This window comes from Micromonospora sp. DT31 (assembly GCF_049841795.1).
In the GTDB taxonomy this organism is placed as follows: domain Bacteria; phylum Actinomycetota; class Actinomycetes; order Mycobacteriales; family Micromonosporaceae; genus Micromonospora.
Genome location: NZ_JBNCKZ010000003.1, coordinates 197,191 through 209,921, shown reverse-complemented (window position 1 = coordinate 209,921; position 12,731 = coordinate 197,191). Strand labels below are relative to the sequence as shown.

Annotated in this window: 13 protein-coding genes and 1 pseudogene; 11 read left to right on the top strand and 3 right to left on the bottom strand. The window is 74.1% G+C overall.

The features are described 5' to 3' along the window. The first annotated feature begins 139 nt into the window (after positions 1 to 139). The 11 genes and pseudogenes from ACLQ2X_RS07435 (at position 140) to ACLQ2X_RS07385 (ending at position 9,161) form a co-directional block, all read left to right on the top strand. The gene (locus tag ACLQ2X_RS07435; protein ID WP_425680210.1) at positions 140 to 451 is read left to right on the top strand and encodes a hypothetical protein; all 312 of its coding nucleotides are present in this window, start codon (positions 140 to 142) and stop codon (positions 449 to 451) included. Further along, a complete protein-coding gene (locus tag ACLQ2X_RS07430; protein WP_425680209.1) occupies positions 432 to 1,001 on the top strand; it encodes an ATP-binding cassette domain-containing protein in 570 nt (189 codons plus the stop codon). The genes ACLQ2X_RS07435 and ACLQ2X_RS07430 overlap by 20 nt, the downstream gene beginning before the upstream one ends. A gap of 34 nt (positions 1,002 to 1,035) precedes the next feature. After that, positions 1,036 to 1,626 (top strand): SigE family RNA polymerase sigma factor, encoded by a 591-nt coding sequence (locus ACLQ2X_RS07425; protein ID WP_425680208.1) that lies wholly within the window; start codon positions 1,036 to 1,038, stop codon positions 1,624 to 1,626. Next, positions 1,613 to 2,845 carry a hypothetical protein gene (locus tag ACLQ2X_RS07420; RefSeq protein ID WP_425680207.1) on the top strand — a complete coding sequence of 411 codons (1,233 nt, stop codon included), beginning with the start codon at positions 1,613 to 1,615 and terminating at the stop codon, positions 2,843 to 2,845. Before ACLQ2X_RS07425 ends, ACLQ2X_RS07420 begins: the two co-directional genes overlap by 14 nt. Before the next feature lie 222 nt (positions 2,846 to 3,067). Continuing rightward, positions 3,068 to 3,169: pseudogene (locus ACLQ2X_RS07415) on the top strand (glycosyltransferase family 1 protein); the annotation flags it as partial. Beyond that, a complete protein-coding gene (locus tag ACLQ2X_RS07410) occupies positions 3,154 to 4,368 on the top strand; it encodes a glycosyltransferase (RefSeq protein ID WP_425680206.1) in 1,215 nt (404 codons plus the stop codon). The pseudogene ACLQ2X_RS07415 and the gene ACLQ2X_RS07410, both read left to right, overlap by 16 nt. Then, complete coding sequence (locus ACLQ2X_RS07405; RefSeq protein ID WP_425680205.1) at positions 4,368 to 5,039, top strand: D-sedoheptulose-7-phosphate isomerase; 672 nt, start codon at positions 4,368 to 4,370, stop codon at positions 5,037 to 5,039. The genes ACLQ2X_RS07410 and ACLQ2X_RS07405 overlap by 1 nt, the downstream gene beginning before the upstream one ends. 5 nt (positions 5,040 to 5,044) lie before the next feature. Further along, a complete protein-coding gene (locus tag ACLQ2X_RS07400) occupies positions 5,045 to 6,517 on the top strand; it encodes a PfkB family carbohydrate kinase (protein WP_425680400.1) in 1,473 nt (490 codons plus the stop codon). A 28-nt stretch (positions 6,518 to 6,545) separates the two neighbouring features. Continuing rightward, positions 6,546 to 7,232: an SDR family oxidoreductase gene (locus ACLQ2X_RS07395; RefSeq protein WP_425680204.1), complete on the top strand. Its 687-nt coding sequence runs from the start codon at positions 6,546 to 6,548 to the stop codon at positions 7,230 to 7,232. Continuing rightward, the gene (locus ACLQ2X_RS07390) at positions 7,229 to 8,188 is read left to right on the top strand and encodes a glycosyltransferase family 9 protein (RefSeq protein ID WP_425680203.1); all 960 of its coding nucleotides are present in this window, start codon (positions 7,229 to 7,231) and stop codon (positions 8,186 to 8,188) included. Before ACLQ2X_RS07395 ends, ACLQ2X_RS07390 begins: the two co-directional genes overlap by 4 nt. Continuing rightward, positions 8,172 to 9,161 (top strand): DNA topoisomerase IB, encoded by a 990-nt coding sequence (locus tag ACLQ2X_RS07385; protein ID WP_425680202.1) that lies wholly within the window; start codon positions 8,172 to 8,174, stop codon positions 9,159 to 9,161. Before ACLQ2X_RS07390 ends, ACLQ2X_RS07385 begins: the two co-directional genes overlap by 17 nt. A 166-nt stretch (positions 9,162 to 9,327) precedes the next feature. Here ACLQ2X_RS07385 and ACLQ2X_RS07380 read toward each other — a convergent pair whose 3' ends face one another. The 3 genes from ACLQ2X_RS07380 to ACLQ2X_RS07370 form a co-directional block, all read right to left on the bottom strand. Further along, on the bottom strand, positions 9,328 to 10,365 hold the full coding sequence (locus tag ACLQ2X_RS07380) for a helix-turn-helix domain-containing protein (RefSeq protein WP_425680201.1): 1,038 nt from the start codon (positions 10,363 to 10,365) through the stop codon (positions 9,328 to 9,330). Positions 10,366 to 10,487: 122 nt separating this feature from the next. Next, on the bottom strand, positions 10,488 to 10,991 hold the full coding sequence (locus ACLQ2X_RS07375; protein ID WP_425680200.1) for a hypothetical protein: 504 nt from the start codon (positions 10,989 to 10,991) through the stop codon (positions 10,488 to 10,490). Between the two features lie 63 nt (positions 10,992 to 11,054). After that, a complete protein-coding gene (locus ACLQ2X_RS07370; RefSeq protein ID WP_425680199.1) occupies positions 11,055 to 12,686 on the bottom strand; it encodes a RecQ family ATP-dependent DNA helicase in 1,632 nt (543 codons plus the stop codon). Positions 12,687 to 12,731: the final 45 nt, after the last annotated feature.

The window sequence follows — 12,731 nt, the reverse complement described above, 5'->3', positions numbered from 1 at the left end:
CCCGGACCCCGGCGACGCGCTGAGCGTCCATGCCGGGAGGATCCATGAGCATCATCGACCAGACCGTCGGAGCGGCGCCGCCGGGGTCGCGGCGCCGCCGGGGTCGCAGCGCCGTCGCGGCAGCGACTACGCCGAACTGTTGAGCCGGGTGCGCCAGGCGGGTCTGCTGGAGCGGCGCCCGACCTACTACCTGGTCATGATCGCCGTCAACGCCGCGTTGGTCACCGCGGGCTGGACGATCTTCGCCCTGGTGGGGGACTCGTGGTGGCAACTGGCCACCGCCGGGCGCAGTGGATCACGACGGCTTGGCAGTGCGCGGTCTGGTGCGTCTTCGGTGTCGCGCTGGTGGCGGCGGTGTCCTGGGTGGCGTACCAGCCGGGTGCACCCGCCGAGCGGCCGGGCGCTGGTGCTGGCCGCGGCCGGCCGGCAAGGTGATTGCGATCGTCGGTGAGAACGGTGCGGGTAAGACCACGCTCATCAAGCTGCTGTGCCGGTTCTACGACCCGACCGCCGGTCGGATCCTGATCGACGACCGGGCGGCGGTGGATGCGGCGGTCGAGCGGGCCGGGGCCACCGACGTGGTGGCCCGGCTGCCCGCCGGGCTGGGCACCCATCTGGGCGCGACGTGGCGGGACGGTGTCGACCTCTCGTTCGGGCAGTGGCAGCGCGTGGCCCTGTCGCGCGGCTTCATGCGCGACGACCCTCTGGTACTGGTGCTGGACGAGCCGGCCGCGGCGCTGGACGCGGAGACCGAACATCAGCTGTTCGAGCGGTACGCGGCGGCGCGGCAGCCACATGGTGGCCAGGGTGGGCGGATCACCCTGCTTGTCTCGCACCGATTCTCCACCGTCCGGAGGGCTGACCTGATCGTGGTGCTGGACGGGTCACGGGTGGTCGAGGTCGGCTCGCACACCGAGTTGATTTCGGCCGGAGGCAGGTACGCGGAGCTCTACGGCATCCAGGAAGCGGCCTACCGCCAAGTCGGCCGGCGACGGAACTGACCTCATCCTGTCGATCCGGCCACTTCTTCGAGCGGTGCAACTTTCCGGGTGGGCGGTTCCGTTCTACCTCCGTCACGAGGAGGCAGTGGACTTGAAAGCCGAAGACGAACAAGCATTCCGCGAGTTCGTGACGTCAGAGATGCCGTCACTGCGCAAGCTGGCGTACGTGACCTGCGGCGACTGGCACGCGGCGGAGGACGCCGTGGCCAACGCCCTGGTCAAGCTCTACCCCCGCTGGCGGAAGCTGGACCGGCCCGATCTCTACGTCAAGACCATGGTCTACCGGGCCGCGGTCGACGAGACCCGTCGGCCGTGGCGACGCGAGCGGTCGGCCGGTGACGCCATGCCGGACATCGCGCTGCGCGACCCCGCCGATGCGACCGACGAGCGGATGCGCCTGCGGGCGGCGCTCGACGCGGTGCCACCCCGGCAGCGAGCCGCAGTTGTGCTCCGGCACTACCTGGACCTGAGCCTGGAGGACACCGCCAGCGTCCTGAACTGCACGGTGGGCACGGCCAAGAGTCAGGTCTCCCGTGGCCTGACGAAGCTGCGCAAGTCACTCGGCGGAAGCCGTACCGATCTCAATGAAACGTCGATAAAGGAGTGGACCCATGCGGTTGCATGATCTCGTGGACGCGGTAACGGGCGATGAGCCGCCGATGTCCCGCACCACCGACGACATCGTCATGGCAGGGCGGCGGGCTGAGCGCCGCCGTCGGGCCGGATTCGCGTCAGCCGGCGCGGCGGGCCTCGTCGTGGCCGTGGTCGCCGGTGCGTTCGTGGTACCGACCCTGGGTGCCGAGCAGAGCTCCCCGGCCGCGCCGATCGTGGCCGGCGCGGCGGCGTACAAGCCGGCCGGGGCCGAGTGGCCCGAAGCCGTGCCGTTCACCTTCACCTTCAGCGGGTACGACGCCGGCACGCTGCATGTGCAGGACCCGATCGTCGCGTCCACCGCGTACCAGATCGCCTCCGTCTACTCCGACGGCCACACCTCGAACGACAAGCCCATGACCGCCCAGGAGGTGGAGGAGCAGGGCGACGCGTTCTTGCGGAACAGGGAGAACGGTAAGCCGTCCCTCTGGGCATACCTGACCGTCTACCGGCCCGGTGCCTTCGATCCCGCCAAGATCAAGGACGGCGCGAGCGTCACCGTGGCTGGGCGCAGGGCCGTGCAGGCGACGCTGCCGGTCGGCCTTGACCCGCAGCGCCCGGTGGATGGCGGCAACAAGCTGTTCGCCTGGGAGTACGCCGACAACGCCTGGGCGGCTGTCACGTCGTACTCCGGCGACAAGGCCACGCCGAGCTTCGAGGAGCTGGGCGGCCTGGTCGAAGGCCTGAAGCCCAGCAGGCCGACGCCGGCCCTGCTGCCCTTCAAGGTGGGCTACCTGCCGGACGGTTACGTGCCGTTGCAGATCGGCACCCACGCCACGTCGGGCCTCGGCGGCATCGCCACGGCCCGCGCCGGCGACTACGGCGGCGCGACGTACACCAAGTCCGCCGTGCCCACCACTGGACTGACCGCACCGTACGACGCGACCGAGGGCGGCATCAAAGACGGGTTCCGCATCTCCGTCATCCCGAGTAGCAGCGCGGACCAGACGCCGGAGCCCGGTGTGACGGAGTGCTACGACGCACCCGACCGGCCCGGGAGGGACGGCTCGCCGCTCGGCAGTTGGTGCCAGTTCTGGAGCGCCGACGGCACAGTCGTCCTCGAGGTCAGCGCCCCTGGGCGCGGTAACACGTTGTCGCGGGTCGAGCTGGAGAAGATCGCCAAGGGGATCACGGTCGCCGACGTCGAGGACGAGTCGACCTGGACTCCGGCCGCGACCGCCCTGCGGGCATGACGGATGGTTCGGCGCGGGTAAGCGAGGACAACCGCCCGTCCCTCGACGAGTACACGAATCTCTCGTCCGCTTTAGGTCTTCTGTGAGCCGCCCGACGGGGACGTCTGATCATCCGTGGCCGGCCCGGCTGAGGTCGGGCTGAGAGGGTGGTTCGGACGGGCCTGTCGGTGAGTGGAGGGCCGGCTGCAGCCGGGGGGTGGTGGGGGCCCCCCCCGCGGGGGGGGCCCCGCCGCCCGCGCCGCCGCCCGCGAACGGTACGGCCTGGAGCGGTTCCTCGCCGACTGGGACCGGCTGCTGGAGGAGGAAGTATGCGCATCGCGATGATCTCGGAGCACGCCAGCCCGCTCGCCGTCCTCGGCGGCGAGGACGCCGGTGGCCAGAACACGCATGTCGCCGAGCTCTCCGCCGCACTCGCGGCCGTCGGTCACGACGTGCGGGTCTACACCCGGCTGGACGCGGTGGACCTGCCGGTGAACGTGCGCACCCCGGACGGGTACGAGGTGGTGCACGTGCCCGCCGGACCGGCCGAGCCGGTGGCCAAGGACGACCTGCTGCCGTACATGCCGGCGTTCGGACAGTGGCTGGCCGACCGGTGGCGCACCGGCGACTGGCAGCCCGAGGTGGTGCACGCCCACTTCTGGATGAGTGGCCTGGCCGGGCTCGCCGCCGCCCGGCGCGCCGGCGTGCCGCTGGTGCAGACCTACCACGCGTTGGGCAGCGTCAAGCGCCGCCACCAGGGCGCCCAGGACACCAGCCCACCGGGGCGGATCGACCACGAGCGGCGGTTGGGCCGCTCGGTGGACCGGGTGGTGGCCCAGTGCCAGGACGAGATCGCTGAGCTGGTGCGGATGGGTGTGCCCCGGCCCCGGATCACGGTCGTGCCGTCGGGGGTGAACCTGACCACGTTCTCCCCGTTCGGCCCGGTCGCCGACGGCGGCGGCCGGGCCCGCGTCCTCACCGTCGGCCGACTGGTCGAGCGCAAGGGCTTCCAGGACGTCATCCGCGCCGTGGCCGAGGTGCCGGACGCCGAGTGCGTGGTGGTCGGCGGGCCGCCGGCCGGGCTGCTGGAGGCCGACCCGTACGCGCGGCGGCTGCGCTCGCTCGCCCGGTCGCTCGGCGTCGCCGACCGGGTACGCCTGGTCGGCGCCGTGCCCCGGGAGGAGATGGGCAGGTGGTACCGGTCGGCGGACGTGCTCGCCGCCGCCCCCTGGTACGAGCCGTTCGGGCTCACCCCGCTGGAGGCGATGGCCTGCGGCGTGCCGGTGGTCGGCACCGCGGTCGGCGGGCTCATCGACACGGTGGTGCCGGGGCGCACCGGCGACCTGGTGCCGGCCCGGGAACCGGCGGCGCTCGGCGCGGCGCTCCGCGCCCTGCTCGACGACCGGATCCGCCGCTTCGCGTACGCCACCGCCGCCCGGGAACGGGCCCGCACCCGCTACTCCTGGGCCACCGCGGCGGACCGTCTCACGGAGCTGTACGGCGAGGTCGCCGCCGTTCGCCGCCCGACCCGGGTGGTCGCCTGATGGCGGCGCCCACGCCGGCGGCCGGCGCGGCGATGCTCGAGGAGCACCTGACCCGGTTGGCCGCCGCGATGCTGCCGCTGCGGGAGGCGGAACCCGTTCTCGCGCGCTGGGGTGCGGAACTGGCGCGGTGCCTGCTCAGCGGCGGGCGGCTGCTGGTGGCCGGCAACGGGGGCAGCGCCGCCGAAGCCCAACACCTCACCGCCGAACTCGTCGGCAAGCTCCGCCACGACCGGCAGCCCCTGTCCGCCATCGCCCTGCACGCTGAGACCAGCGCCCTCACCGCCATCGCCAACGACTACGGCTACGACGAGGCATTCGCCCGCCAGGTCCGCGCCCACGGCCGCCCCGGCGACCTGCTCCTGCTCATGTCCACGAGCGGCACCAGCACCAACCTCCTCGCCGCCGCCCGCGCCGCACACGAGGGCGGGCTGCGCTGCTGGGCCTTCACCGGGCCGGCGCCCAACCCGCTCACCGACTGCTGCCACGAGCACCTGGCGATCGACTCGCCGGACGGTCAGGTGGTGCAGGAACTTCACCTGGTCGCGTCGCACGTGCTCTGCGAGTACGCCGAGCGGGCGCTGCCCACGGCGCTCGCCGAACCGGTGCGCACCGGCGTCGAGGTCCCGCTCGAACGACCGCAGCCGCAGGTGGCACCGGGAGGTGGCGTATGACGGTGGTGGTGCTCGGCGACACTCTGCTGGACCGGGACGTGGAGGGTCTGGTGAACCGGCTCTGCCCGGACTCCCCGGTGCCGGTGCTGGACGAGACGGTGTCGGTGGACCGGCCCGGCGGCGCGGGGCTGGCCGCGGTGTTCGCGGCCGCGCAGGGCGCCGACGTCGCGCTCGTCACCGCGCTGGCCGACGACGCCGGCGGGGCGCGGCTGGCCACCCTGCTCGCCGCCGCCGGGGTGCGGGTGTACGCGTTGCCGCTGGCCGGCGCCACCCCGGAGAAGATCCGGTTGCGGGCGCGCGGGCGGGTGCTGCTGCGCCACGACCGGGGCGGGGCGGCCGGTGTGCCGGGCCCGCCCAGCGAGGCGGTGCTGCGGCTGCTCGCGGGCGCGTCCGCGGTGCTGGTCAGCGACTACGGCCGGGGCGTCGCCGGGCATCCGGCGCTGCGCGCCGCGCTGGCGGCCACCGGGGCGCCGGTGGTCTGGGATCCGCATCCGCGCGGCTGCGCCGCCGTGCCGGGTGTGCACCTGGCGACACCGAACGAGCCGGAGGCCCGCGACCTGGCCAAGACGCCGCCGGGCGGGTCCCGGCTGGCCGCCGCGTCCCGCAGTGCCCAGGCGCTGCGCCGGCGTTGGCAGGCGCGCGCGGTCGCGGTGACCCTGGGCGGGGATGGGGCGCTGCTCAGCCACGCCGGTTCCACCCCGCTGGTGGTGCCGGCGCCGGCCGCCGAGGGGGACACCTGCGGGGCGGGGGACCGGTTCGCGGCGGCGGCGACGCTGGCCCTGGCCCGGGGCGCACTGGTGTCCGAGGCGGTGCAGGAGGCGGTGGCCGAGGCGTCCGCGTACGTGGCCGGGGGTGGCGTGGCGACCGCGCTGCCGCCTCCGGTCCGGGCCGTCGCCCCGGCGGTGGTCACCGGCGGTGGGGAGCGGATCGGGGCCGCGGCGGCCGGTGAGGTGGTGGCCCGGGTGCGCGCCTCCGGGGGGACCGTGGTGGCCACCGGCGGCTGTTTCGACCTGCTGCACGCCGGGCACGTCGCGACGCTCCAGGCGGCCCGGCAGCTCGGTGACTGCCTGGTGGTCTGCCTGAACTCCGATGCCAGCGTGGCCGGGCTGAAAGGGCCGGAGCGCCCGGTCGTGCCGCAGGGCGACCGGGGACGGCTGCTCGCTGCGCTGGGCTGCGTCGACGCGGTGCTGATCTTCGACGAGTCGACGCCGGAGGCCGCGCTGTCCTGGCTGCGCCCGGACATCTGGGTCAAGGGCGGCGACTACGCCACCGGCGGCGGTGAGCCGGTGCTGCCCGAGGCGGAGATCCTGGGCCGCTGGGGTGGGCACACGGTGGTCGTGCCCTACCTGGACGGCCGGTCCACCACCGACATGATCGCGGCGGCCCGGGCCGGTCGGGGCCACGCGGGCCGGCCGGTCGCCGTCGCGGAGGCCGCCACGCAGGCGGTCGTCCGGTCCACGGCGAAGGGAGCACCATGAACGCGCGAGGCAACCAGCGGGGTGCGCAGTGAAAGCCGGGTCGACGGTCCTGGTCACCGGGGGGTCCAGCGGGCTGGGCGCGGCGGTGGTCGCCGCGGTGGGCCGGGCCGGCGGGCGGCCGCTGGTGCTGGATCGGCAGGGCCCCACCGACGGGGTGCCCTGGGTCGAGTGCGACCTGGCCGACACCCGCGCCGCCGAGGCCGCCACCCGGGACCTCGCGGAACGCTACGGCGGGCTGGACGCCGTGGTCACCGCCGCCGGCATGGACGTGCCGGGGAAGCTGGCCGACGTGCCGGCGCAGACATGGGAGCGGATCGTCACGGTGGACCTGCTCGCCACTGCGGCGGTGATCCGGGCCGCGCTGCCCTGGCTGGAGATCTCCCGGGGCACCGTCGTCACGGTCGCCTCCACGCTCGGGGTCAAGGCGGTCAGCGACGCCACCGCGTACTGCGCGGCGAAGTTCGGGGTGGTCGGCTTCACCCGGGCGCTGGCCGCCGAGCTGGCCGGCACGGTCGGGGTGACGCTGCTGGTCCCCGGCGGCATGCGTACCGCCTTCTTCGACGAACGGGACACGCAGTACCGGCCCGGCCCGGACGCGGCGCTCAACGAGCCGTCCGACACCGCCGCCGCGGTCATGTTCGCGTTGTCCCAGCCGGCCGGTTGCGCGGTCCGTGAACTGGTGGTCTGCGCCGAGCGGGAGTCCTCCTACCCGTGATCCTGGTGCTGCGGGCGCTGGGGGTCGGCGACCTGGTCACCGCCGTGCCGGCGTTGCGCGGTCTGCGCGCCGGCCTGCCCGGGCGGGAACTGGTGCTCGCCGCCCCGTCCTGGCTGACGCCGCTGGCGGAGCTGACCGGAGCGGTCGACCGGGTGCTGCCCACCACCGGGCCGGACCGCATCGCCTGGACCGGCCCGCCGCCGGAGGTGGCGGTCAACCTGCACGGTCGGGGACCGCGGTCGCACCGGGCACTGGCCGCGGTCCGTCCCGGTCGGCTGCTCGCCTACCGCAACCCGGGCGCGGGTCATCGCGCCGGCCCGGACTGGGACGACGACGAGCACGAGGTCCGCCGCTGGTGCCGGCTGCTGCACGCGTACGGGTTGCCGGCCGACCCGGGTGACCTGACGTTGCGGCGTCCGGCGGCGGTCGACGTACCGGCCGGGGTCACGTTGCTGCACCCGGGGAGCAAGATCCCGGCCAAGCGTTGGCCGGCGGATCGCTTCGCCGGGCTGGCCCGGTCACTGGCCGCGCGGGGGCACCGGGTGGTGGTCACCGGTTCGACCGACGAGCGGGCGCTGGCCGAGCGGGTCGCCCGCGACGCCGGGTTGCCGCCGCAGGCGGTGCTGGCCGGCCGCACCGGACTGGCCGAGCTGGCCGCGCTTGTCGCCGGCGCGCGGCTGGTGGTCAGCGGCGACACCGGCGTGGCGCATCTCGCCACCGGTTACGGCACCGCCTCGGTGGTGCTGTTCGGGCCGGTGCCGGCCGCGCACTGGGGGCCGCCGGGCGACCGGCCCCGGCACCGGGCGCTCGGCGCGCTCCGGTCCGCCTCGGCCCACGCCGATTCGACCGGATCCGGCGGGGTAGGAACCCACCCGACGTTGGATGCCATCGGGATCGACGAGGTGGTGGCGGCGGTGGCCGAGGTGGAACGGGTCTCCGGTGCGGTTGCGGCGTAGCGATCCGGGCCGGCCCGGATACCGGCGTCGGCGGCGGGGCAAGGGGTGGCTCTTCCTCGATCCGACGGGTGAGCCGGTGCGCGACGCCGCCGAGCTGGCCCGGCTGCGTGCGCTGGTCGTTCCGCCCGCCTGGCAGGACGTGTGGATCTCGCCGTACCCGAACGGGCACATCCAGGCCACCGGCATCGACGCGGCCGGCCGCAAGCAGTATCTGTACCACCCGCGGTGGCGGCGGAAGCGGGACGAGGCCAAGTTCGACCACGTTCTGGAGGTGGCCCACCGGTTGCCGACGCTGCGCGAGCGGGTCGGTCACGACCTGGCGTTGCGTGGGCTGTGCCGCGAGCGGGTGCTGGCCACCGTCGCCCGACTGCTCGACATGGGGGCGTTCCGGGTGGGCAGCGAGCAGTACGCCACCGGCGAGGACCCCACCTTCGGGGTGGCCACGTTGCGCCCCGAGCACGCCCGGTCCCGGAACGGCTGCGTGGTCTTCGAGTTCCCGGCCAAGGGCGGCATCGAACAGGTCCACCGGGTCGAGGACGCGGAGCTGTGCCGGGTGCTGCTCCACCTGCGCCGTCGTCGCCGCGCCCAGGAGCGGCTGTTCGGCTACTGGGATGGCCGGGCCTGGCGCGACGTGCGCAGCGACGAGGTGAACGACTATCTCCGGGACGCCAGCGGCGGGGAGATGACCGCGAAGGACTTCCGCACCTGGCACGCCACCGTGCTGGCCGCCGCGGAGTTGGCCACGGTGGGCCCGCAGCGTTCCGCCACCGCCCGCCGGCGCGCGGTGGCGGCGGTGATGCGGTCGGTCGCCGGACTGCTCGGCAACACCCCGACGGTGGCCCGCACGTCCTACGTGGACCCGCGGGTGGTCGACCTCTTCCACGACGGGGTGCTGGCGCCGGTGCGTCCGGACATGCCACGCGAGGCGGTGGAGAAGTCGGTGCTGGCGCTGCTGGAGGAGGAGACCGGCTGAAACGGACCGGCCCCGTCGATCCTGGGGGGAGTTGACGGGGCCAGTGTGACCGTCGCGTGACGGGCGGGCACCACCGGGCGGCCGCCCGCGGCGTGGTCGCCGCGGGCGCCGCGCCACGGCCCCCCCGATATTCCGGGCCCGCACCGCGAGCGGCGCCGGCCCGGTTTCAGTATGGGCGGCCCGAGTTGACGGTGGACGCCTCGCTGTTGACGATCCGTGCCGGTTTCAGGTGCCGGACCCGGTAGGCCTGCGGCGTCTCCGCCTGGGCGGCCCGGAAAGCGCGGCTGAAGTGGGCCTTGTCCCGGAATCCCCAGCGGCCGGCGATGGCCTGGATGGACCGTCCGCCCAGCGTCGGGTCGGCCAGGTCCCGCCGGCACCGGCTCAGTCGCTCGTCGCGGATGTACGCCCCGACGGTGGTCTCCTCGGACTCGAAGAGCCGGTGCAGCGAGCGCACCGAGATGTGGTGCGCGTCGGCGATCGCCTGCGGGTCCAGGGCAGGGTCACCGAGGTGCTGCCCGATGTACGAGCGCACCTGGGTGAGCAGGGCGCGCCGGCGGATCTCGGTGGGCACGGCGTCCTCGGAGACCAGGTTCCGGCCGAGCATCGTGGCGATCAGGTCGAGCCCGACGCCGCTGAGGCGGTCGGCGTCGGCGGCGTGGTACTGCTCCGGGTGGTCGGTGAGCCGGATGAGGAAGTCGGCGAGCAGCGCGCCGACGCCCTCGGAGCCGGAGATCCGGCCGGCGAACAGGGGAACGAGCCGTTGGTGGGACAGCGGCAGCGAGTCGTACGGGATGAACGCCGAGATCGCCCTGGCGGACTGGGCCCCGTCGGCGTGGTGAGTGATCTGCTGGGGCCGGGCGGAGTCGTAGAAGGTGAAGTCGCCGGGCTGGCAGACCCCGCGTTGCCCGTCCTGGCCGGCCACCCCGGTGCCGGTGAGGGTCAGCGCGAGGACGTAGCAGTCCGCCTCCGAGCGTTGGATCAGCTTGCGGGTACGGATCCCCTCCAGCGACGGGTAGCGGTGTCGGATCACCTGCATCCGGCCCAGTTCGAGGAACTCGGCCCGGGCCCGGAAGTCGTCCGCGTGGTCGGTGCGCACCCGCATGGATCCGGGGGTGCTGGCCAGCCGGTCCAGCCACAGGCCGAAACGGTCGGCGGCCGGCACCTGCTCGGTGTCGAAGATCTGTCTGCTCAGCGCTGCGTCCACGAACGACCCCCGCGGTTGGTCATGCTCCACAGAGCAAGACGCCCCGGGGGGGCCGAAAAGCAACACTCCGCTGGACGTGATGTGTGTCATAGGCAACGAGCCGACGTGGCCGGGTGCCACCGTCAGTCGTTCAGTACCTGCGACAGCCGGTCCCGGAAACGCCGCTCCGAGTCGCTGACCACGTCGCCGCCGAGGCCGAGGATGCCACCGCTGGACGCCGCACCCACCACCTGCTCGGCGATGTCCACCAGCCAGTGCCGGTAGGCCCCGGCCTGCCCCTCGTCCACCCGCCCGGCGAGCAGGGCGGACGCCGCGCCGGCCCGGGCCAGCACGTCCTCGATCATCGCCTTCGGATCGTCCGGCGTGATCACCGGCAGCTCCGCGCCGGTCTCCGGGTCGCCCACCCGGGTGACGATCTCGCCGGCCACCGCGGCCACCAGCGGGCTCGCCGACTCGCGGCCGGCGGCGATGGTCTGCAGACCGGCGGCGTTCTCGGCCATGGTGCGGCGGGTGCCGTCGGACTCGGCGGCGGCCGCCGCCGTGAGCACGGACTGCGGTAGCCCCACCAGCAGCCCCCACTCCTCGTCGGAGACACCGAACCGGGTGTACGCCGGCTGCTCGATCACGATCAGGCCCCTTTCGCCATGGTCGTCGTTGTCGACGGGCGCCGCAGCGGCGCCCGGGTCAGGTTAGTCGAGTTCCAGCAGGCCCTGTTCGGACACCACGGGCACGGAGAGCGTCTTGTAGCCCACCTCGTCGAAGAGCACCGTCATCCGGTCCTCCTCGTAGCTGAGCACCAGGCCGGCGCCCCACTCCGGATGGCGTACCTGGCTGTGCACCGGGAACGGCCCGACCGCACCGTCGCCGGCCACACTGGTGCCGGCGTGGCAGTTGTCGCAGTGCCCGCAGACCTCGTGCATCTGCTCGCCGAAGTAGGCCAGCAGGGCCTGCCCCCGGCAGCCGGTGGTCTCGGCGAACGCGCGCATCATGTCGGTGCGTGACCGGGTGACGGTCTGCTGCCGTTCCGCCTCGGCCAGCGCGGCGCGACCGCACTCGACGGCGTCCGGGGCGTACCGGGGGGCGCCGACGCGCTGCCGGGCCCGGGGTTCGGCGGCGCCCACCTGCTCCAGCAGGGACAGGTACTGACCCAGCTTGCGCGGGCCGAGGCCGGTCAGCTCCCGCAGCTCCTTGCGGGTGCGGGCCTTGCCGCGCAGCACCGCGGCGAGTTCGCTGAGCTCCTGGGCGTCCGGCAGGCCGCCGCTGAAGTAGCGCTGCAGGCCGACGTCCTCGGCCCGCCACAGCAGCAGCACCCGGGCCGGTGCGCCGTCCCGGCCGGCCCGGCCGATCTCCTGGAAGTAGCTGTCCGGCGAGTCCGGCAGCGCCATGTGCGCCACCCAGGCGATGTTCGGCTTGTCGATGCCCATGCCGAACGCCGAGGTGGCCACCATGATCGGCACCCGGTCGGCGAGGAACGCCTCGTGCAGCTCGTGCCGGGCCGCGGTGGGCATGCCCCCGTGGTAGAACTCGGCCGGGAAACCGGCGTCGGTGAGCCGCGCGGCCAACTCCTCCGCGGCCCGGCGAGTCGGCACGTAGATGATGCCGGGCCGGGTGTCGTCACGCAGCAGCGCGGTCAGCCGCCGCCAGCGGTAGTCGTCGGTCGGGCAGTGGGCCACCTCGAGGAACAGGTTGGGCCGGTCCAGCCCGGACACCACCACCTCGGGCTCACGCAACCGCAGCCGGGCGATGATGTCGTCGCGGACCGGCGGGGAGGCGGTGGCGGTCAACGCCACCACCGGCGGGCGGCCCATGCCGTCGATGAGGTGACCGAGCGCCAGGTAGTCCGGCCGGAAGTCGTGCCCCCAGGCGGAGATGCAGTGCGCCTCGTCGATCGCCACCAGTGCCGGCTTGAGCGAGCGGACCTCGGCGAGCCGGTCCGGGTTGCTCAACGCCTCCGGCGTGATGAACAGGAACTCCGCCCGGCCGGCCCGGATGTCCTCGATCGCCTCGGCCTGCTGGGCGGCGCTCTCGTCGGAGCTGATCCGCACCGCGCGCAGCTCCGGGCGCTGCCGCTCGTTGAGCGCGGCGATCTGGTCCTGCTGCAACGCCAGCAGCGGGGAGATGACCACGGTCGGGCCGGGAATCAGGCTGGCCGGGATCTGGTAGATCGCCGACTTGCCGGCGCCGGTGGGCAGCACCACCAGGGCGTCGCGGCGTTTCATCACGGCGCGCATGGCGGCCAGCTGGTTGGGCCGCAGCGCGGTCCAGCCGAACAGGTTCCGCGCCGCCCGGCGCAGACTGGTGGAGTGCGTGGTCAGTTTCATCAAGCGCCTCAGCTACCCCCGGCGATCCCCGCCGAAACCGCAGCG